The organism is Citrobacter telavivensis (assembly GCA_009363175.1).
GTDB classification, from domain to species: Bacteria; Pseudomonadota; Gammaproteobacteria; order Enterobacterales; family Enterobacteriaceae; genus Citrobacter_A; species Citrobacter_A telavivensis.
Genome location: CP045205.1, coordinates 4,603,692 through 4,624,889, shown reverse-complemented (window position 1 = coordinate 4,624,889; position 21,198 = coordinate 4,603,692). Strand labels below are relative to the sequence as shown.

The 21,198-nt window shown below is 47.6% G+C and carries 25 protein-coding genes; 15 read left to right on the top strand and 10 right to left on the bottom strand.

Features of this window, described 5'->3' with window-relative positions:
* The first annotated feature begins 101 nt into the window (after positions 1-101).
* The 9 genes from GBC03_24575 (at position 102) to GBC03_24535 (ending at position 8,819) form a co-directional block, all read left to right on the top strand.
* Positions 102-1,211 carry a hypothetical protein gene (locus GBC03_24575; GenBank protein ID QFS73154.1) on the top strand — a complete coding sequence of 370 codons (1,110 nt, stop codon included), beginning with the start codon at positions 102-104 and terminating at the stop codon, positions 1,209-1,211.
* Between the two features lie 8 nt (positions 1,212-1,219).
* Positions 1,220-2,983, top strand: a complete 1,764-nt coding sequence (locus GBC03_24570) for a hypothetical protein (GenBank protein QFS73153.1) — start codon at positions 1,220-1,222, stop codon at positions 2,981-2,983.
* A 131-nt stretch (positions 2,984-3,114) separates the two neighbouring features.
* A complete protein-coding gene (gene arsR / locus GBC03_24565; protein QFS73152.1) occupies positions 3,115-3,465 on the top strand; it encodes an As(III)-sensing metalloregulatory transcriptional repressor ArsR in 351 nt (116 codons plus the stop codon).
* Between the two features lie 47 nt (positions 3,466-3,512).
* Positions 3,513-3,875 carry an arsenite efflux transporter metallochaperone ArsD gene (arsD, locus tag GBC03_24560; GenBank protein QFS73151.1) on the top strand — a complete coding sequence of 121 codons (363 nt, stop codon included), beginning with the start codon at positions 3,513-3,515 and terminating at the stop codon, positions 3,873-3,875.
* Positions 3,876-3,892: 17 nt separating this feature from the next.
* The gene (gene arsA, locus GBC03_24555; GenBank protein QFS73150.1) at positions 3,893-5,644 is read left to right on the top strand and encodes an arsenite efflux transporter ATPase subunit ArsA; all 1,752 of its coding nucleotides are present in this window, start codon (positions 3,893-3,895) and stop codon (positions 5,642-5,644) included.
* Positions 5,645-5,691: 47 nt separating this feature from the next.
* On the top strand, positions 5,692-6,981 hold the full coding sequence (gene arsB, locus GBC03_24550; protein ID QFS73149.1) for an arsenite efflux transporter membrane subunit ArsB: 1,290 nt from the start codon (positions 5,692-5,694) through the stop codon (positions 6,979-6,981).
* A 12-nt stretch (positions 6,982-6,993) separates the two neighbouring features.
* The gene (arsC, locus tag GBC03_24545) at positions 6,994-7,425 is read left to right on the top strand and encodes an arsenate reductase (glutaredoxin) (GenBank protein ID QFS73148.1); all 432 of its coding nucleotides are present in this window, start codon (positions 6,994-6,996) and stop codon (positions 7,423-7,425) included.
* Positions 7,426-7,574: 149 nt separating this feature from the next.
* On the top strand, positions 7,575-8,387 hold the full coding sequence (locus tag GBC03_24540) for a TSUP family transporter (protein QFS73147.1): 813 nt from the start codon (positions 7,575-7,577) through the stop codon (positions 8,385-8,387).
* A 63-nt stretch (positions 8,388-8,450) separates the two neighbouring features.
* Positions 8,451-8,819 carry a LysR family transcriptional regulator gene (locus tag GBC03_24535; protein ID QFS73146.1) on the top strand — a complete coding sequence of 123 codons (369 nt, stop codon included), beginning with the start codon at positions 8,451-8,453 and terminating at the stop codon, positions 8,817-8,819.
* Between the two features lie 73 nt (positions 8,820-8,892).
* Here GBC03_24535 and arsA (GBC03_24530) read toward each other — a convergent pair whose 3' ends face one another.
* From arsA (GBC03_24530) to GBC03_24485, 10 genes are all read right to left on the bottom strand, one after another.
* Positions 8,893-10,650 carry an arsenical pump-driving ATPase gene (gene arsA, locus GBC03_24530; protein QFS73145.1) on the bottom strand — a complete coding sequence of 586 codons (1,758 nt, stop codon included), beginning with the start codon at positions 10,648-10,650 and terminating at the stop codon, positions 8,893-8,895.
* A gap of 20 nt (positions 10,651-10,670) precedes the next feature.
* On the bottom strand, positions 10,671-11,033 hold the full coding sequence (locus tag GBC03_24525; protein ID QFS73144.1) for an arsenic metallochaperone ArsD family protein: 363 nt from the start codon (positions 11,031-11,033) through the stop codon (positions 10,671-10,673).
* A gap of 75 nt (positions 11,034-11,108) precedes the next feature.
* The gene (locus tag GBC03_24520; protein ID QFS73143.1) at positions 11,109-11,654 is read right to left on the bottom strand and encodes a sigma-70 family RNA polymerase sigma factor; all 546 of its coding nucleotides are present in this window, start codon (positions 11,652-11,654) and stop codon (positions 11,109-11,111) included.
* Between the two features lie 8 nt (positions 11,655-11,662).
* A complete protein-coding gene (arsH, locus tag GBC03_24515) occupies positions 11,663-12,376 on the bottom strand; it encodes an arsenical resistance protein ArsH (protein QFS73142.1) in 714 nt (237 codons plus the stop codon).
* Position 12,377: 1 nt separating this feature from the next.
* Positions 12,378-12,701: a metalloregulator ArsR/SmtB family transcription factor gene (locus GBC03_24510; protein ID QFS73141.1), complete on the bottom strand. Its 324-nt coding sequence runs from the start codon at positions 12,699-12,701 to the stop codon at positions 12,378-12,380.
* A gap of 139 nt (positions 12,702-12,840) precedes the next feature.
* Positions 12,841-13,452, bottom strand: coding sequence for an inovirus Gp2 family protein (locus tag GBC03_24505; GenBank protein QFS73140.1), 612 nt, complete (start codon positions 13,450-13,452; stop codon positions 12,841-12,843).
* 330 nt (positions 13,453-13,782) lie between these two features.
* Complete coding sequence (locus tag GBC03_24500; GenBank protein ID QFS73139.1) at positions 13,783-14,166, bottom strand: hypothetical protein; 384 nt, start codon at positions 14,164-14,166, stop codon at positions 13,783-13,785.
* Between the two features lie 10 nt (positions 14,167-14,176).
* On the bottom strand, positions 14,177-14,710 hold the full coding sequence (locus GBC03_24495) for a secretoglobin family protein (protein QFS73138.1): 534 nt from the start codon (positions 14,708-14,710) through the stop codon (positions 14,177-14,179).
* A 103-nt stretch (positions 14,711-14,813) separates the two neighbouring features.
* Complete coding sequence (locus GBC03_24490; protein ID QFS73137.1) at positions 14,814-15,026, bottom strand: helix-turn-helix domain-containing protein; 213 nt, start codon at positions 15,024-15,026, stop codon at positions 14,814-14,816.
* Positions 15,027-15,119: 93 nt separating this feature from the next.
* A complete protein-coding gene (locus GBC03_24485; protein QFS73136.1) occupies positions 15,120-15,701 on the bottom strand; it encodes an inovirus Gp2 family protein in 582 nt (193 codons plus the stop codon).
* A gap of 726 nt (positions 15,702-16,427) precedes the next feature.
* On the opposite strand from GBC03_24485, the gene GBC03_24480 reads away from it, so the two are divergent.
* From GBC03_24480 to GBC03_24455, 6 genes are all read left to right on the top strand, one after another.
* Positions 16,428-17,348 (top strand): hypothetical protein, encoded by a 921-nt coding sequence (locus tag GBC03_24480; protein ID QFS73135.1) that lies wholly within the window; start codon positions 16,428-16,430, stop codon positions 17,346-17,348.
* Positions 17,349-17,548: 200 nt separating this feature from the next.
* Positions 17,549-18,424: a GTP-binding protein gene (locus tag GBC03_24475; GenBank protein QFS73134.1), complete on the top strand. Its 876-nt coding sequence runs from the start codon at positions 17,549-17,551 to the stop codon at positions 18,422-18,424.
* A gap of 306 nt (positions 18,425-18,730) precedes the next feature.
* On the top strand, positions 18,731-19,195 hold the full coding sequence (locus GBC03_24470; protein ID QFS73133.1) for a hypothetical protein: 465 nt from the start codon (positions 18,731-18,733) through the stop codon (positions 19,193-19,195).
* Between the two features lie 134 nt (positions 19,196-19,329).
* Positions 19,330-19,770: a hypothetical protein gene (locus GBC03_24465; protein ID QFS74120.1), complete on the top strand. Its 441-nt coding sequence runs from the start codon at positions 19,330-19,332 to the stop codon at positions 19,768-19,770.
* Positions 19,771-19,890: 120 nt separating this feature from the next.
* The gene (locus GBC03_24460) at positions 19,891-20,712 is read left to right on the top strand and encodes a DUF932 domain-containing protein (GenBank protein ID QFS73132.1); all 822 of its coding nucleotides are present in this window, start codon (positions 19,891-19,893) and stop codon (positions 20,710-20,712) included.
* Positions 20,713-20,742: 30 nt separating this feature from the next.
* Positions 20,743-21,186, top strand: a complete 444-nt coding sequence (locus GBC03_24455) for an antirestriction protein (GenBank protein QFS73131.1) — start codon at positions 20,743-20,745, stop codon at positions 21,184-21,186.
* The last annotated feature ends 12 nt before the right edge of the window (positions 21,187-21,198 follow it).

The following is a 21,198-nucleotide window of genomic DNA, read 5'->3' as shown; positions in this document are numbered from 1 at the left end:
TTTTTGATTTTCGTGATACACATCGCCTTAAATGGTTTAATTTGCATCCACATCCATCACTGGATGACGATGGAAATTTTTAGCTGTTGTAGGAGAGCAGGGTGGCTAAAAATAAAGCGGCAAACGCCGGGGTTGATGCGTTAACTGGTTTTGAGTTTCAAAGAAACTGTGCATTGTATCTTTTGTTAGATAATTTCAATTCTTTTATCAATAAAGAGTTCTTTATTTGTATCGAACATCACGATGATTTTCTATTTTGTTATAAAACTGATTGCTTAAGTTATATAAACGAGATACATGCCTATCAAGCAAAGAAACTTAGCGGGAAAATATGGACTATCGATTCTAGGTTTTCTGAGATGGTATCTAAAATACTATTGGTGGGCGAAAACTTAAGAAATGATGCTTTTGAAAAAAGTGAAGATTATAAACACCAGCTAACATTTATATCAAATACAGAAATAGAATTAAAATATTCACCGTCAAAGGCGTTAAAAAAAGAAGGTATTACTGAGCAGATATTAAGGATTAATGAGCAAAACTCTATCTGTGCTTATGATGAATTACATAAAAACATTCAGAATAAAATTGAAGAGAAAGTTACAGATATTTGTAATGAAGAATCTTCTGTTTTCCATCGTAAAGAACTAAGTAACCTAAAAATTCAGTGGGTAGATTTTCCAAGAACAGCTGCAAAACAAAAAGAATCGCTTATTGGACTTATGTCTAGAAAGTTTTCTCATATAGCTGACTCGAAAGCAGCCATCGAGGTAATACTTGCTCTATTTAGAAATGTGGAAACTGTATATAATCAAGGACAGGAAATATGTCTACTCGATCCAACAAAAAGGGTTGAAGGCGAAGATGTTAAGAAAGTTATGAATATAATTGATTCACAGCAAAAGGCATTCGACTATTGGCGTGACGAAGCACAGCAATTCTCAATGAAATTCAGAATACCACTTAGCATACAGAAAAATCATGAAAACTATATACTTAACTCTTTTGAACTACTCAAGGATATGAGTAATTACGATTATCAAATCATTAAAGACTTTGTTAGAAATAATGATTACACAACTCAATATTTTTCTCTTCAAGACGCATTAACTGCATATGTTGATAATGTTAGAAAATCTCATTCTATAAACCTAGATAATATTGATACATTTTTTGCAGTTCTGTGTTCATACGTTGAGTGCTACGATTAAGGTAAACCATGAAGACAATTATAAAGTTTGATAGATTGTTTGTTGTCTCTGAAAGTCATAATTTATATTTCGACCAAAAGTTTTCAAATAAAATAAACATAATAAGTGGGTGTAATACCTCAGGTAAAAGTACTTTAATACAAAGTATTTTATTTACCTTTGGAATTAACGATGTTAAAGATGGCTTGAGCGAAATTATTCGATACAACCCTACGTTCAGATTGGATTTCAGCATCACTAAAGGAGGCGTAGATAAAAAATATATAATAGTAAGAGAGCTTGGTAGCATATATTTAAAAGAGGATGGGGGAAATGTTTTTAGTTTTCATGGAATTGACTCTGATGGTCGAGTTGAACATGTGAAGCTTAAGGAGATGTTATCTCAATTATTTGATTTTAACATGCTTTTAGAACAGAAGGGTGAGCTAAAAAAAGCATCGATAGAATGCATGTTCCTGCCTTATTATATTTCTCAATCTGTAGGGTGGGTTTATTTAAGAGAGTCATTCTCTAATCTTGGTTTTTATAAAGACTTTAAAGATACGTATCTTGATTATTATCTTGGCATAGAAAATTCTTTTGATAAAGAATATTTTTATAAATTAACAAAAGAGCGGACACAACTTCAGTCGAAGATCTCCTCATTGAGTAAATATAGCGCCGAGCCTCACTTTGTTGTTTCTAAATTACTGGATGAAGAGTTTGGTGATGAGGCTCAGAAGTATATAGATGGTTATATAAAATTAGTAGCATCATTAGACGAAGAACGTGATGTATATACTGGTTTGTGTAATAAGTTATCCTTAACTAAAAATCATGTCAAGATACTAAGAAGAACTAAAAGAAATATTAAAAACCAAAACTATAACAGTATTGATCGTTGTCCTGCATGTACGCAAATACTTCCTTATTCCTTAGAAGGGTTATATGGTTATTATCAAAACATCAATGATACTGATAAACTATCGGAGCAAATAAATAATAAAGTACAAAAAATACAGTCTGATATTAATAGTTCACTTGCGAAGATTAAAAAGTTAGAAATTGATATATCTTCAAAGTATTCATATTTTCTTGAGAAAAAATCACAAAATTTATCTGTTAACACATGGATCGATAATAAAGCAAATATACGTCTGTTAGGCAATATTCATGAAGAGATAGAAGAACATACAAAAAGGTCTGATGAAATTAAAGGATTAATTGATGGGATGGGAGAGGAGCAGTCTCTTTTTGTCGAGCGGTTTAACAAAGAAAAAGATTTCAAGGAAATATTTAAAAAATATCTTAATGATATGCAGTTGTTCAATGTAACAGAACCTAGATATACAGATCTTTATAAAATAAATTCATTTCCTTTTCAAGGGGTTGAACTTCATAAAACTGTAATGTCATATCATTTTGCATTAAATTCTTTAATAAGAAAAACAGACAATATACATCGACTTCCATTTATGCTTGACGCAATTCTTAAGGAAGATATCGATGACAGAAATTTTGATCTCATACTGTCGTTTGTGGGAAAAAATCTTCCGACTGATACTCAATCATTTATATCAATGTCTGAGTATGCTGAAGATAACCTCTTGAAAGATGGTAAAGAGATAAGTGCATTCCGAAGAGCCAAGGTTAAAGATATTAAAAATCGTTACTTCCCTGATGGTACGAATTTATTCTTTATTGGTGATGGGAAGCATGAGAGAACATTTTTATCAAAACCTTTGGATTTAAACCTCGATATTTTTGTCGATACTTGTCGGCTTACTGAATGATTCCTTTAGTTAATAGCGAACGCACAAACTTGTGCGTTCGCTATTTATGCTATACATTTGATTTACCATATGTGATCTTGCAAGGAATCTTTCGCCGAGTATCATAGAGCCAGATAGGTAGGGGAACGACTATGATTTTTACAGCATTACAACTCTTCAAAAACCTCTCCGATGAAACCCGTTTGGGCATTGTGTTGCTGCTTAGAGAGATGGGAGAGTTGTGCGTGTGCGACCTTTGTACTGCGCTAGAACAGTCACAGCCCAAGATCTCCCGCCACCTGGCAATGCTCCGGGAAAGTGGTCTATTGCTGGATCGCAAGCAGGGCAAGTGGGTTCACTACCGCTTATCCCCGCATATTCCTTCCTGGGCTGCTCAGGTGATTGAGCAGGCCTGGTTAAGCCAACAGGACGACGTACAGGCCATCGCCCGTAAGCTGGCATCGGCAAACTGCTCTGGTAGCGGTAAGGCTGTTTGCATCTAAAAAATTTGCCTGAACATATATGTTTTTCCAAATGTGAGGTATTCAGAATGAAGACGTTAACGGTGTTTGACCCGGCAATGTGCTGCAGTACCGGCGTATGTGGCTCAGATGTCGATCAGGTTCTGGTTGATTTTTCTGCTGATGTGCAGTGGCTGAAAGGACGTGGTGTACAGGTTGAACGTTACAACCTGGCGCAGCAGCCCATGAGCTTTGTGCAGAATGAGAAAGCGAAAGCATTCCTCGAAGCATCTGGAGCAGAAGGTCTTCCGCTACTGCTGTTGGACGGTGAAACGGTGATGGCAGGGCGATACCCAAAACGTGCTGAGCTGGCTCGCTGGTTCGGTATTCCGCTGGAGAAGGTAGGGTTAACTCCCACCAACTGCTGTGGTGGTAATACTTCCTGTTGCTGAATATGTCAGGAGGACATATGAAATTCTTACAGAATATCCCGCCTTACCTGTTTTTTGCCGGTAAGGGAGGTGTAGGTAAAACTTCTATTTCCTGCGCGACGGCAATCCGCCTTGCTGAACAGGGTAAGCGGGTTTTGCTGGTCAGTACCGATCCGGCCTCCAATGTCGGTCAGGTATTCGATCAGGCTATCGGTAATACCATTCGCCCTGTGACGGCAGTTCCTGGGCTTTCTGCTCTGGAGATTGACCCGCAGGAAGCCGCCCAGCAATACCGCGCCAGAATCGTTGATCCTATCAAAGGTCTTCTGCCTGATGATGTTGTTAACAGTATCAGCGAGCAGCTTTCAGGAGCCTGTACCACTGAGATTGCGGCGTTTGATGAGTTCACCGGCTTATTGACAGACGCTTCCCTGCTGACCCGTTTCGATCACATCATTTTTGATACAGCGCCGACGGGCCACACGATTCGCCTTCTCCAGCTTCCCGGTGCCTGGAGTAGCTTCATTGAAAGTAATCCAGATGGTGCTTCCTGTCTTGGCCCAATGGCCGGGCTGGAAAAGCAGCGTGAGCAGTATGCTCATGCAGTAGAGGCGTTGTCCGATCCTGAACGTACCCGCCTGGTTCTGGTTGCACGACTGCAAAAATCTACGCTGCAGGAAGTCGCCCGCACCCATGAAGAACTGGCTGCAATTGGCCTGAAAAACCAGTACCTGGTTATTAATGGTGTGCTGCCTAAAACCGAAGCTGAACATGACGCCCTGGCCGCTGCGATATGGCAACGTGAGCAGGAGGTACTGGCAAATCTTCCTGCCGGGTTATCTGATTTGCCGACAGACAACTTATACCTTCAGCCGCTGAACATGGTTGGTGTGTCCGCATTGAAAGGCCTGCTCAACGAACACGCTGAGATAACATCGCTTCCTGAACAAAGCACACAGAACAAGCCAGAGAATATGTCGCTGTCTGTCCTGGTCGATGATATCGCTCGCAGTGAGCACGGCCTGATTATGTTGATGGGCAAAGGTGGCGTAGGTAAAACCACGATGGCAGCGGCTATCGCCGTCAGGCTGGCAGACATGGGATTTGACGTGCATCTCACGACCTCTGATCCTGCTGCGCACCTGAGTACAACGCTGAACGGCAGCCTCAAAAACCTTCAGGTCAGCCGAATCAACCCTCACGATGAAACCGAACGTTATCGCCAGCATGTCCTTGAGACGAAGGGAAGAGATCTAGACGAAGCAGGGAAACGGCTGCTCGAAGAGGATTTACGTTCTCCTTGCACGGAAGAGATTGCGGTGTTCCAGGCGTTCTCACGCGTAATCCGTGAAGCAGGCAAACGGTTTGTGGTCATGGATACGGCACCTACCGGGCATACGCTATTACTGCTTGATGCTACCGGGGCTTATCACCGTGAGATTGCCAGGAAGATGGGGGATAAAGGTCATTTTACCACTCCGATGATGCAGCTTCAGGACCCGGAACGCACCAAAGTCCTGCTGGTCACTCTGCCCGAAACCACACCGGTACTGGAAGCGGCAAACCTGCAGGCTGACCTTGAAAGAGCGGGGATTCATCCGTGGGGCTGGATTATCAATAACAGCCTTTCCACTGCGGATACGCGTTCTCCGTTGCTTTGCCAGCGCGCTCGGCAGGAACTGCCTCAGATTGAGGCTGTTAAGAATCAGCACTCTAACCGTATAGCGCTTGTTCCGGTGCTGGCGTCAGAGCCCGCTGGTATTGAAAAGCTCAGAGAGTTGATGAGTTAATTTTTTTGCATATACAGGGCGGCAAAGTCGCCCTGTCAGGAGGTTTTATGTTACTGGCAGGCGCTATTTTTGTCCTGACCATTGTTTTGGTTATCTGGCAACCAAAGGGATTAGGGATCGGCTGGAGTGCAATGCTGGGCGCGGGACTGGCTCTGATATCTGGCGTTGTGCATGTGGGCGATATTCCGGTGGTGTGGAATATCGTCTGGAACGCGACGGCGACCTTTATTGCCGTAATTATTATCAGCCTGCTGCTTGATGAGTCCGGCTTTTTCGAATGGGCAGCGCTGCACGTTTCCCGCTGGGGTAACGGTCGTGGACGTTTGCTCTTTACGTATATCGTTCTGCTCGGTGCGGCGGTGGCGGCACTGTTTGCCAACGACGGTGCGGCACTTATTCTGACGCCGATAGTCATCGCCATGCTGCTGGCATTAGGGTTCAGCAAAGGCACGACACTGGCATTCGTCATGGCTGCCGGGTTTATTGCCGATACAGCCAGCCTGCCGCTTATCGTGTCCAACCTGGTTAACATCGTTTCTGCAGACTTCTTTGGACTGGGCTTCACCGAGTATGCGTCGGTAATGGTGCCGGTTGATATTGCAGCCATTGTTGCCACGCTGGTTATGCTGCATCTGTTCTTCCGAAAAGATATTCCATCGACTTACGACCTGGCTCTCCTGAAAGCACCGGCAAAAGCGATTAAAGATCTGGCAACTTTCAGAACCGGCTGGATAGTGTTGATCCTTCTTCTGGTTGGTTTTTTCGTCCTTGAGCCGTTGGGTATCCCGGTAAGCGCGATTGCTGCTGTTGGAGCTGTGATCCTGTTTGCAGTAGCTAAACGAGGCCATGCCATTAACACCGGTAAAGTGCTGCGTGGGGCACCCTGGCAGATCGTTATTTTCTCGCTGGGGATGTATCTGGTGGTCTACGGTCTGCGCAACGCCGGGCTAACCGAATACCTTTCTGGTGTGCTGAATGTACTGGCGGATAAAGGACTCTGGGCCGCGACGCTAGGTACTGGCTTCCTGACGGCTTTCCTGTCTTCCATAATGAACAACATGCCTACCGTGCTGGTTGGCGCTCTCTCTATTGATGGCAGCACCGCAACAGGCGTTATCAAAGAAGCGATGATTTATGCCAACGTGATTGGCTGCGATCTGGGACCTAAAATTACACCTATTGGTAGCCTGGCAACGCTGCTCTGGTTGCATGTCCTTTCACAGAAGAATATGACCATCACCTGGGGATACTATTTCCGCACCGGGATCGTCATGACTCTGCCTGTGCTGTTTGTAACGCTGGCAGCGCTGGCGCTACGTCTCTCTTTCACTTTGTAATGAGATACTGATATGAGCAATATCACTATTTATCACAACCCGGCCTGCGGCACGTCGCGTAATACGCTGGAGATGATCCGCAACAGCGGTATCGAGCCGACCGTTATTCTTTACCTTGAGACTCCACCTTCACGCGATGAGCTGGTCAAACTCATTGCGGATATGGGCATTTCCGTCCGTGCTTTGCTGCGTAAGAACGTCGAGCCGTATGAGGAACTGGGTCTTGCAGAAGATAAATTTACTGACGATCAGCTCATCGACTTTATGTTGCAACATCCGATCCTTATTAACCGTCCGATTGTGGTAACACCACTGGGAACTAAACTTTGCCGTCCTTCGGAGGTGGTTCTGGATATCCTTCCAGATGCCCAGAAAGCGGCTTTCACCAAGGAAGACGGTGAGAAGGTGGTTGACGCTAGCGGAAAACGAATCGACAACAAGTAATTTCATTTAATGAAAGGGCTGATTCCCCGGCCCTTTCATATCATCTTTTTTCTTCCCTCCAGAAAGTCAAATATACGCTTCCAGAGTCCACATTTTTTATGTTACCTTTCCCGTTATGTCAAAAATGACATAACGGGAAAGGTAAATACATGTCATCAGATTCGAAACGGAATGGAAAAGGTTTTTTATCAGGCACGTTAATAGGTGCTTTAGGCGGCTTGATTGGTCTTGGTGGTGCTGAGTTCCGCCTTCCCGTCCTGATGGGTAGTTTCAAAATGCCGACGCTGGAAGCGGTTATTTTTAACAAAGCAATGAGCCTTACTGTTGTCGCTGTTGCTTTGATATTCCGCACAAAATCCATCGCCATCGACCAGCTGTTTGCTCATCTTGATATTGTCATCAATTTGCTGGCCGGGAGCCTTATCGGTGCATGGTGGGCAGCAGGAAGAGCCATAAAAATGTCCCGTATTTGGCTGGACAGAACCATTCTGCTCCTGCTTGTTATCCTGTCATTCGTCATGCTTTCAGAAACATGGATGCCTTTGCATGATAGCTCCGCTGGATTATTCCAGCCCGGAATCGCGACCATTATTGCGGGTGTTATTGCGGGTTTCTTCATCGGGAATGTTGCTGCTCTGCTGGGTGTTGCAGGGGGAGAGCTCCTTATACCAACCATTGTTATCCTTTTTGGGGCTGATATTAAACTGGCTGGCAGTTTGTCATTAATGATCAGTTTACCGACGATGATTGTGGGTTTTTCTCGCTACACTAATGCTGATGCTTTCCAGATCCTGAGAAAAGAGAAAAAACTTTTTGTGTGGATGGTCATCGGTTCCGTTATAGGGGCCGCTGTTGGGGGCCTTATGCTCGGTATGTTCCCGGTAAGAGTACTTATGACTCTGTTGGGCGTGGTACTGCTTATTTCCGCAATCAAAACCTTTAAGCATACCCGGCAAAGATGATGGTGGTTTACGCTTTGGACTATTCCGCATCACAGAGAAAATGATTTTGAAAAAGGTATCAGAATGAAAAGTAAGCCCCTTAAATCGAACTTAATATTAGTCAGACCACGGATCTATATTAATGACAACATTTCTCTGGGGCCGGGGAAGATTGACCTTTTAAGAGCAATTGATGGTTTTCACTCTCTCTCGGCGGCAGCTAAAGATTTGGGGATACCTTATAAAAGAGCATGGCTCTTAATTGACACTTTGAATAAGGGAATTGGTCAGCCAGTTGTAATCACTTCCACTGGTGGTAACAAAGGTGGTGGGACAGTTCTGACGCCATTGGGGCGTAGCCTGCTGACCTGGTATGACCAGGCCGAGGCCCACCTCAATGAGCAATCTCAGCAACAGTTAATTGAACTTGAAAAGATACTTTTTGGAAAATGACAGAGGTCTTTATTATCCATCGGGAAAATAGAGCGACAGCAAAGCATGAAGGGGGCTAATGCCCCCTTTATTGTTACTTCGCCATATCTTCCAGCAGGTCAATACCGACAGGCTCTTCGCTCTGTAGCGCTGTTAATGCAATGCGTTCTGCATACTGCTCTTCCACATCAGATATGAGAGGGAGCTCGCGGTTCGCCCTGGTCTTCAGGAAAGGTGAAGACGGTTCAGCTGCCGCCAGGCTGTTATTAACAACCCATGCCCACGGCTCAATGCCAGCGCGACGCAAATCCTGCTGCAGGTTTGCTGCTTCCAGTACAGGTGTCGTTTCGGCAAGCGTCACGATAATCACTTTTGTCTTCTCCGGGTCCTGCAATTGCATCATTGGCGTCATCACATGGTCATGTGTTTGCCCCATCTGGCGCACCATTTCCCGGTGATAGGCTCCAGTTGCATCCAGTAGCAGAAGCGTGTGACCCGTTGGCGCGGTGTCCATAATGACAAAATGGTCGTCGGCCTCTTTGATGATCCGCGAGAATGCCTGGAAGACGGCGATCTCTTCAGTACATGGCGAGCGGAGATCTTCCTCCAGCACCGCCAGTCCTTCTGCATCTAACCCTTTGCCCTGGTTTTCCAGTACAAAACGGCGATAACGCTCTGTCTCTACCTTCGGGTCGATACGGCTAACCTGAAGATTTGGCAGCGAACCATCCAGCGTGTAAGACAGATGTGCCGCCGGGTCGGATGTAGTCAGGTGGACCTTATGACCACGCTTCGCCAGCGATACCGCGACCGATGCTGCAATGGTCGTTTTACCTACACCGCCTTTACCCATCGTCATGACCAGCCCTTTGCCTGTCTGGCTCAGTTCATCAACCAGTGAAGCAAGTTTCGGTAAATCCAGAGCATTCAGCGTGGTAGCAGGAAGAGCCGGTGCGGCGTTGCTCTGGGTAAATAGCTCCCGCAGGGCTTCCAGACCGACCAGGTTAAATGGCTTCAGATACAGCTGTGAGCGGGGAAGATTAGCCAGATTATCAGGCATTGCCTGTAATGCTTTTTCTTCCCGAGCCAGAATACTTTGCGCCAGTGGATCATTTTCACCCGCAAACGGCGGCAGCACACCATTAATGGCAAGGTGCTGATGCTGCAAACCGATAACAGACAGCTCATCGTGCGTATGGGAAACCTCTTTCAGTGTTGAAGCCTGGGCACGGGCAACCAGCACTAAGCGCGTGAGTGCTGCATCAGACAGCGCTTTAACCGCATCAGAGTACTGGTGCTGTTGTTTCTCCAGTCCTACCAGAGGTCCGAGGTTTGCAGCGGCATCAGGGTTCGCTTCGAGATAACCGCTCCAGGCTCCCGGCAGTTCAAGCATGCGGATGGTGTGGCCGGTTGGCGCGGTATCAAATACGATATGGTCATATTTTTCCCGCAGCTCATGATTGGTGAGCAGACCAGTAAACTCATCAAACGCAGCGATTTCCGTGGTACATGAACCTGAAAGCTGCTCTTCAATGCTGCTGACTACATCGGCTGGCATCAACCCGCGAACCGGGTCGAGCACGCGGTCACGATAAGCTTGCGCTGCAGCCATCGGATCAACTTCCATCGCGGCTAGGTTTTCTACGGTGGTGATATCGGTGATTCGGTGGCCGATAGTCTGGCTAAATACCTGGCCGACATTGGAAGCCGGATCGGTACTCACCAGAAGCGTTCTCTTACCCTGATCGGCCAGCCATACCGCAGTAGCACAGGCCAGAGATGTTTTACCCACGCCTCCTTTACCGGTGAAGAAGATGAACGGGGGAATGTCTTTTAAAAATGGCATATTCATCGGTGATATTTCCTCTGGAATTAAGGCATACGTGGAATGCTGCAGCAGCGTGGTTGCGTGCTGTCTTCACTCCAGTCCTGAGTCAGCGGAATACCTGCCCAACGGGCGATATCTTCACGGGTCGGGAGTTTTCCTGCCATTACGAGTTTGCCGTCAAGCAAGGTGACAGGGAGGGATTCCATTCCTGATGTGTTCAGAAACTCTTTGATGACAGGGGTATTCAGGAACTGCTGCGGGTTTTTCGCAAGGCTGTAGCGCTGAATATCAACGCCATTCTTTTTCGCCCATTCGGCGCTGGCGTTCCATTTGACTGCTTCGTCGCTGACCACAACGCTACTGGTTGCGCAGCAACCTGCTGCTTCAAAGATCTCAATTTTTGACATGGACTGTTTACCTCAGTGTTTAGTCATTTGGCTTTACACTGAGGTAAACGAAGGTAATGGGAAAAAGATGTGCGCTTAATTCATTTTTTTGTGGCAGCAGACGGGAGACGTGTCATCCGCCTCAATCTGACAAAGTTCTGTCATCGTTTCTTTCAGGTGCTTTCTGGCCCGAAGAAGACGGGATTTAAACGCCGTAAGCGTGATTCCCAGTTCATCGGCCAGAGACTGCTGGGGACGCCGGTTAAGGTCGGACTCTTCAATCAACCACCGCTCATCTTCGGGTAAAGCCTGTAATGTTTCAGGCAGGCAAATATCCAGCGTTGAGATTGCATCAGGGGATGCGTCTGTTAATGGGGCATCTTCTTCCAGCTCAACAAACTCCCTGGTGGTGCGGTACTCATCAATCAGTAGATTCCTCGCCGCCCGATATAGCCAGGCTCGTGGATTCTCCATCTCGCAGAAACTGTCTGAATGAGCGCGGGCACGCAGGAATAGCTCCTGCAGCAGGTCTGCTGCTTTTTCGCTATCACCTGTCTTCGATGTCAGGAAGCGAGAGAGTTCGGCTTCATGTTGTCGCCAGAACACGCTCATGCAGTTGTTGAATGCCGTTACATCACTCATACCAGCCCTCAGATTTTGCTCTGATTAACCCGCCGGGAAAGTTCTTCTGCAGACTCTTTTCGTTCGCTGTAGCGATCGACGAGATAAGCTGAGCTACCTCTGGTCAGCAGAGTAAATTTCACCAGTTCTTCCATCACATCCACGATGCGATCGTAATAAGACGACGGCTTCATGCGTCCATCTTCATCAAACTCCTGCCAGGCTTTTGCCACAGAGGACTGATTCGGGATGGTGATCATCCGCATCCAACGGCCAAGAATGCGCATCTGGTTTACGGCGTTGAAAGACTGGGAGCCACCGCAGACCTGCATGACGGCAAGCGTCTTCCCCTGCGACGGGCGAACGGCCCCTTCCGATAGAGGTATCCAGTCGATTTGAGCCTTCATTATGCCGGTCATTGCACCATGGCGTTCAGGTGAGCACCACACCATGCCTTCGGCCCAACGAACCAGCTCACGCAACTCCATGACTTTGGGATGCGAATCTGGTGCATCATCAGGAAGAGGCAAACCAGAGGGATTGAAGATCCGCACCTCTGCACCCATCGCAGTCAGCAGTCTTGCTGCTTCTTCCGTTGCTAATCGGCTGTAAGAGCGTTCACGTACAGATCCGTACAGCATCAGGATACGAGGAGGATGGGGAATGGCAGGAATACCGAATCTTGCCTCTGTGATTGAGGTGTCAAACAAACCTGAATCAACATTCTTAAGATCGCCTGTCATTTTACTTCTCCGTCTTCTGGGGCAGGGTGAGGCAGTCGTCAGTCCCTGAGCAGCATTCTTCTGTCAGGAAGGTAATGAGAGCCTCAAGGTTCTCATATCGAGCATGGCAATAGAGCGTTCTACCCTTGCGCTCCTGGCGTACCAGAGAGACTGATATCAGCGATGAGAGATGATGGCTCAACGTAGACGCAGGGATTTCGAGCCGCTTCTGCAGTTCGCCAACCGGTAACCCCTCATGCCCGGCTTTAACCAGCTCTCTGTAAACGCTAAGGCGCGTGGGATGACCCAGCTCTTTCAGGGTATCTGCTGCTTTTGAAAGCTCCACTTGCATTTCATTTCTATATTTCTGGAAAAATGGAAATATAGCGTATTATTTGGAGGTTTCCAAGGCCTCACCAATCGATATAAGTGGTTAGAAGTCAGCGGGGTAAAGATTTTAAAAACAATTTTTCTTTGATTAACAATTAGTTTTGGCTACATCCAAAGGACCGTTCTTCCCTGCTGTAATCTTTGGTGCGTTCTTTCGCAAAATAACTTAACCGAAACGTCAGTTGATCATAAACCTCGTTGCAACCAGCGGAATTAACGTCCAGGTAATAAAGTGGATTATCGGGAAAGCGGGCTAGCGTCCAGTGCTCTGGGCAGTGACTAAGCTGTAAAGCACTCAACCAGGCCTCTCGTATCAGAGACGCCAGGCCCGTCCCGTCTTCTTTGTAACTCCCCAGTCCATTGAACGTATCGTTATTCACGAACAACACCATGTGGTAATGCGATTTCTGATTAATCTCACCTACCTCCCGAACCCAGGCATCGCGAAGGTGGCATGGATATGTTCGTTTACCCTGCTTCAACTTACTTCTGTAGCGCGCTGCAATCTTTGCATCAAGGGATTCAATGAATCGAGATATCAGACCCTGCCGGTTAGTGGGAATATCGTCAGGAAGACGCAGATCTACCCGAACTGCCATCGTGCGTGCGTGCTCTGTAGTCGCGTTATCTATAACGCGTAGAATACGCTGCAGGTAAGTAGTGTTGAATGGTGCATGCCGTCTATCGAGACAGATATTGTCAAACATATAATTTTCCTTGGGTAATGAATTACGGGCAGGGCAAAGCCTTACCCGTAATGGGCTGTTAAAGGGATTAAGGATTTAAAGGGTGATACCAGCCATTAAGGCTGTCGTGTATGAGTGAGCGTATAGGGTGTGGTGCTGGGGTAGTATTGTTTATATATCAGTTGGTTAATCAATTAATATTACCAACCCGTCGTGGAGTACTAATGCTCAATCCACCAGCACCAGTGGCAGGGTGATGGAAAGTGATTGATTTTTACTCCGAAGTTATATCCCCGCATATAATAACTTTCTGGTGTACCAATCAATCCCATGATTGCCTGGTACGTATCGCTAAATTCGTATCTCCCGACTGTATATCCCTTTTCTACATTGAGGGCAGCACTTCTCACCGCCATATGACAGGCCGCACATGGTACATTGCCATTGTGTGGTCGTGATGACCGGTGGGAGTTGTGCCAGAAGGCGCTGTAGCTTAGCCACTGCTGAAGGCTTTCCATTGACGGGGGCCAGATAGGGGCATTGCAGCAGTGCTTCTGGTTGTCCCTGAAGTATGTCGTGTTCGAACCAGGGCGGTGACGTTATGGTGGGGGGATGGAAAATCAACGGGCACTGGCAGTGATGGCAGAACCACTCTTCATCGCCTGAATTCAGTTGGCTGACAGCGAAAATCTCACCGGTTTTACGCTGTGCAATATAGCATTTTGGTATCAGCATTATCCGTCCCTCACATCGGCTGGGTGGCACGAATGTAACCGTCAGTCAGCGTCTTCAGTCCCCGGTATGCCCGCTGTTTTACTGCCAACCATTGCGTCAGCGTGTCAGGCAGTGGCAGATGCAGCGCATACCATTCCTCCATATCCTTACCTGTTGCCAGCTCACACCAGCACAGCAGGGTCAGCGCTTGGCGCATACCGGGCTGTACATTAAGCCGGAATAACATCTGTAACTGGTCTGCCAGCCGACTTTTCCCCAGTCGATAACATTCGCTAAGCAGCACACCGGGCAGAAGGGCATAATCGGTGTGTTTAGTCAGACCGGGGGCGGCAGTACATGATCCCAGTCGACCGGTGCGGGTGACCGGCAGCAGACACTGTGGAATGACGACTTCTGTTACGCTACTGCCTGGCATCGGGCAGGCGGTTATCGCCAGCCTGTGCCACTGCGAGATGTGCTGCTGGCATAAACCATGGAACAGACTGACGCGGGTAAAATCATCCAGCCAGACCTGGTAATGGTTGAGTAAGGGTGAATTGTTCATTTCTGATATTCCTTAAATGAGTAACTGACATGCAGCCGTAAGACTCCGCAAGAGGCGGATACGAGATGACGCACTGGTTTTGGGTTAACGAACGGGAAGGGGTTTAGCGCTGAGGACGGGATGCATCAATACGGGCCTGCAGCCAGGCTTCGACTTCGCTTTGCAACCAGCGTGAACTTCGTCCAAGTTTGATGGGTTTTGGATAGAGGCCATCCTTGATGAGTCGGTAAATCCATTTATCACTGACCCCCAGCAGGCGGGTGATAAAAGCCATATCGACGAACTGGTCTTCAGACAGGGAAGGTTTACTGGTCATGGTTTGATTCTCCGGTAGCTGAATGGGTACCGGAGTCGGGTGATTAAACGTTGCTGCCCGCTCCGGCATAGCAACCGGTGCTGCTGTAAAAAACTAACTAAACTTCCTCGGTCTGCCCTGCCTGGCTGGCGAAGGAATGTCGTTGTATCCCCAGATTGGTAATCCGTATTTCTGGTCTTCTTTTGCCAGATAGCTGGCTATACGTCTCAGGCTGTCGATGGCTTCGTTGTTGTGATATTCAACAACATTGTTAATATTGTCCTGATGATATTCCTGTGGCCTGCATCTCTGGTATTTGCCCTCACCATGGGTAATCTGTTGCCACAGCACTCCCGCCTGTAAAATAAATGGGAATGATTTCTGATGCTCCTGACCATTAAGATAAAAAATCGCATGGGCATGTACCTCTCCTTCTGATGTCCATTCCAGCACCCAGAAACAACCGATAACGCCTGGAAGGTTCATCATCGCCTGAGTGAGCTCTCTGAGATCATCCTGTATTTCTGCGGAGGAATTACGAATGAACCGGCTGGTACCTCGCTGGTAATCAAAATCCATTCGAAATGCCAGTATCTTAGCGTGACATGCTAGGAGCTGATTAAGATGGTGATTAATCAGATTCAGCAGGAAATCATCGGGAGTGATTTTTTTAAAGTGTGGGTAATGTCTTTTCATTGTGCTGTTCCTTTAGTTGAGTTCAAAGGAACAGCGGGTGCTGTTTTTTTTGCACTGTCGCAGGACGTGTTACCTGCCTGCCATATTCAATTTGTTACTGTCAGTAATGTGGCCTCCCCAGGAGGGACAGTAGTTATATACACGATAAACGTGAAGATACATGCCGGGATGGCAGCACAGACCAGGTCTGGTGAGACTGAGAGGGCACGAGTAATCTGAAGCCTGAGGTATCACGAGTATATGCTGAGATCCACTTCCCTATAATACCAATTAACCTTAATTATTAATTTCCAGACAAACAGTCCCTTGCTGATAGCCAGCATGCATTACATCTCTTTTTCAGATGCCGGGCCTGATAAGGCGTCTTTTATCGGGTTCCTGGATGTGCTGGCCTTATAATTTTCAGTAAGCATCGGGAGGTGTTTATCATGCTTCCTGCTTAAATATAGTAACCGGTAATGACGTAAAGTTTAGCGGCGTGACCACATTCGTTGACGTAAGGCGTTGCATCAATAATCAGTACTGAGCCAGCATTGCATTGCTGTCTCACCCATCCGTGTGTGTGGCAGGAGAAAGGAATCGTTTTACCTCTGCGTAGCAGGCGTTTTCAGTGGTTTTCTATGCGCCAAATCACAGATTCATCGCCTTATTTATTCGTTGTTATTTCAATGTTGTATAGTTTTTATATCCTTATTTTGTTTAAAAAACGAGCTGAAAATAAAGAAAATGAGTGGTGAAATCCTGTCGCGCGAAGTGTTGAATGAAAGATTGAATGCGTATTATTCTTCTTTTCTGTCCAGATACGGCATCAGAATCATGCCATCAGATCCTTTTGATAAACCCGAAAATTACATTGCCTACATTAAAAAACATCGCGAGGATATTGCTGGCACCCGGACAGCCCTGGAACTTAACGAATTAATCGGGAATATGATCATAAGATCTAAAAGAGAACTGATAGCGACAGAGAGAATATCATGGATAGGTAGCAGTGAAAGGGCCTGTCTTTTTACATGGTATCAGCTCATGATATTTATCAGGGAGAATCAAAACTCAGTTTTACAGAAGCTTTATAGTAAAAATAAACTTGTTATCCGGGATGATTACTTACAAACTCAATGTTTTCCCTCTGATTCAAGAGCTCAGATCATTCAGACCCTGAAAATCATAGACTTACTCTCGGATGAAGAATTAATTCATATCTGGCTGGAGAGAGTAAAATCAGAATGGATAAAAGCCTTTAAAAGCCGGAGTCCATTCAGTTACCTCAGGCCGGAGAACAGTGATGACTGCATCTGGACCTGGCAGTATCTGAAGGACAGAAATATTGCCTGTGGTGAGCTTATTGATTTTCCTGATTCTGCTGATATTTATCACGCAATATTTCTCTCGTTTGATGTCTGGATAACCAGACTTATGACTTCCGATGAAGATGTTAAAACTTTCAGACAAACATTTAACAAGAAAAAAGCCAGCCGGAAATATAAAAAATCACAGGAGGAAAACATTAATATTCAGTTTTATCTCGATGTTAACACAAGAGAGAAACTCAGGGCGTTGTCGAGATCAAGGCGTCTGAATAATGGTGAAATGCTGAAGGAACTCATACTTGAAGAATACCAGAGGTACAAAAAGGTAAAGTTCTGACCTTAACGCGGCAGTACTCATCCTGTCGGGATCAGTCAGCATATTCACAACGTGAGGTCTGATACCGACATGTTGTTGTAGACGAGTCGTATATTAATTGCCCGCATTCCAAAAATTTTCAGACAGATATTATCTCCGTGAATCTCCCCGCATCCTTCTCAGATCGCGGGGCTTTTTGTTTTTCACGCTGAGACTTCCGTATGCAAAAATCTGACGGCCTTCAGGCCATTGAGAAACCCCTGGCTTCTCTGCCCCACGCTATCCGCAGCCACATTCTTGAACGCCTTCGCAGTCTTACCCGGTACGAGCCTGTGATAGGCATTATGGGCAAAACGGGGGCCGGTAAATCCAGCCTCTGCAATGCCCTGTTTCAGGGGGAAGTCACGCCAGTCAGCGACGTGAATGCCTGTACCCGCGACGCGCTGCGCTTCAGACTCCGCAATGGCAGTCACAGCCTGATGATGGTCGATTTACCCGGTGTGGGTGAAAGCGCGCAACGCGACGAGGAATATACCGCACTGTACCGCCGCATCCTGCCTGAACTGGACCTAGTACTGTGGGTAATCAAAGCTGATGATCGCGCACTGTCGGTGGATGAGCATTTTTATCGAAAGGTCATGCTGGCGTACCAGCATCGGGTACTGTTCGTCATCAATCAGGCTGACAAGGCCGAACCCTGCCACACATGGGATCTCGCCGACAACACGCCTTCTCCGGACCAGCAGCTGACAATTGAGGCGAAACGACGCGCTGTACAGCACCTGTTCCTGCCACATCATCCTGTCTGTGTGGTGTCAGCCAGAACCGGGTGGGGGATGGACACAATGGTGGAGACCATGATGTGCTGCCTGCCTGACCGGGCCTCCAGCCCGCTGGCAACACAGCTGCACGGTAAGCTCTGCACGGCACCGGTAAAAAAGCAGGCCCGTGATGGTTTCGGTAGTGCGGTGGGGGACGTGTTTGATATGGCAGCGTCCTCCTCTTTTCTTCCTGCCTCCGTGCGAGCGGTGATCCGCACGGTGCGGGACGCTGTGGTGTCGGTGGCCCGTGCCGTCTGGGACTGGATTTTCTTCTGAAACCGGACTTTATCCTCCTCCGCTCATCCGTGGGCATGAGCCTCATTCACAGACCCACTTCTTTTAATCAGAACACTCGTTGCTCCCGCTTCGTGGCACCGGATACCTGAGTCCCTGTTCTGTCACACATTTTCTCCGAAAGGGATGACAACTTTCACCCTTATTAATAGAATGTAACGATCGATATCTATTTTATCGATCGTTATTATCGATCGATAAATAAATCCATCCGCTCAGCCTGCAGTGCGATATGGTCACCGCTGCGGGTGCTGACTGCGGATTTTCTGAAATGGCTAAGGAATGAAAATGAAAAGAAGGTTTGCAGTTTTTGCGCTGGTTTTCAGCGTCAGTCTCAGTACCGCGGCCCAGGAACGTACCGATATTCCGGCGAATACCATCTGGTCGTTTAAGGACCCCGGCGGTCGAGTGTTATGGGATGTCTGTGGCGGAAAACACAGCACCTGCACCATCGTGCTGGCGGCAACGAACAGGGTGGCCATTGTTAATCGTAAATCCACTAACGGCTGCGCCCTGGGGGATTTTTACGTGGTGGGCAAACCCGAAAAAGCCTGGAACCAGTACGACACGGGGACCTGCAGTAGCAATGCTTACTTCAGTCAGGGGACCATGAACAACGGGCAGTACCGGACTATTGATGTCCGTCTCAACGGGGAACTGGTAAAACGATTCCCGGTGGAATACTGGTCGCTGGTGAAATCCTTTTCGGGTAGCAACCGGCCAAAATGGAAGGACAAAACGACAGACAGATAAGAGCGTTGATGAAGTGAACTAAGGTCGCCCGGGTTCCCGGAGCGCTTCAGCGCGCCCTGACGGATGCCCCTCCCTCTGATGTTAATGAAAGGAAATCACTTATGCGTTTATCTCACACCTCTCTGGCGGTGGTTATGCTGGCCTCAGCCTCCGTTGTACAGGCCGTCCCCAATATGTGGAGCAGCGGATTCGCCCAGGGCGTGACCGAATACATCATCACCAGTCCGGAGAAGGTGGTCTTCAATCTTAACTGCACCACCAGCCCTGATGAGCAGAATGTGCTGCAGCACAGCGTATACCTGACCCTGCCCGACGGTACCTTGCTGAATTCTCACGATGACGGAACCGACATCACCGTGGTGATGAATGACAGCCAGTATCCGTTACCGTCATCCCTGGGCTGGAGGAATGGCGATAATGCCTGGGTGTCATTTATTGACGCGCTGGGTCAGTCGTCTAATTTCGATGTTTATGTCAACAATAACAAAGTTGGCTCCTTCAGCTCGGGTCTAAAGAATACGCAAAAAGAGCTGTCTGACCTCAGTGAGTGCCGGACCACACACTACAGCGATTAATTACTCACGTTTCAGACCTCTCCAGCCCGCTACGTACCAACACCAGATAGCAACAGGCCATGCTCCTTCGGGAACATGGCCTTTTTTGTTTTTATTTCATTATCAGATAAGGAGTTAGCCATGCGATTAGCCAGCCGCTTTGGCCGTATTAACCAGATACGCCGTGACCGGCCTCTGACCCACGAAGAGCTGATGAGTCATGTCCCCAGCGTGTTCGGGAGTGACAAGCATGAATCTCGTTCAGACCGTTATACCTACATCCCGACCATCACCATCCTCGAAAGCCTGCAGCGTGAAGGCTTTGAGCCGTTCTTTGCCTGCCAGACAAAGGTTCGTGACCTGAGTAAGCGGGAGCACACCAAACACATGCTGCGCCTGCGTCGTGCCGGGCAATTGAGTGGGCATCAGGTGCCGGAAATTATTCTACTTAATAGCCATGACGGGTCATCAAGCTACCAGATGCTACCAGGGCTGTTTCGTGGTGTCTGCACCAACGGTCTGGTCTGCGGTCAGTCATTTGGAGAAGTGCGGGTACCGCATAAAGGGAATGTTGTTGAGAAGGTGATTGAAGGGGCTTACGAAGTGCTCGGCGTATTTGACCGGGTAGAGGAGAAACGCGATGCAATGCAGTCACTGGCGTTGCCAGCTCCGGCCCGTCACGCGCTGGCGAATGCCGCACTGAAGTATCGCTTTGGTGAGGATCACCAGCCGGTCACGGTATCGCAGTTGCTGACCCCTCGTCGTCGGGAAGACTACAGCGATGACCTGTGGACCGTCTATCAGCGGGTACAGGAGAACCTGATGAAAGGGGGATTGTCAGGGCGAACCGCTCAGGGGAAAAGCAGCCGCACCCGGGCCGTTACCGGTATTGATGGCGATGTGAAGCTCAACCGCGCTCTTTGGGTTATGGCAGAAAACATGCTCGAGTTTTTCGGGTGCTAAATAACAGTTCCGGCATAAGGAGATAGTTTAATGGATACACAACACCCTCAGTTCGCTGAGCAGACAGCAATTACTGCTTCAGTGGTCCCTGACGAGTTACGCACCGGCTTCTGGCCGAAGCACTTTGGCTCCATCCAGCAATGGATAACCCTTGAGCCCCGAATCTTTGCCTGGATGGACCGCCTGTGTGCCGATTACCACGGTGGTATCTGGAACTTTTTGACGCTCAGTAACGGCGGTGCTTTTATGGCTCCTGAGTCAGAGCACGATGAAAAGTGGGCATTGTTTAACAACATGAATGGCAACGGTGCGGAACTTACTCCTGAAGCGGCAGGGATAGTCGCCTGCCTGATGGCATACAGCCACCACGCCTGTCGTACCGAGTGTGACGCGATGACCGAGCATTATTATCGCTTACGTGACTTCGCGTTGAACCATCCAGAGCGCAGTGCCATTATGCCTCTCATCAACTGAGGAATGCCGAAC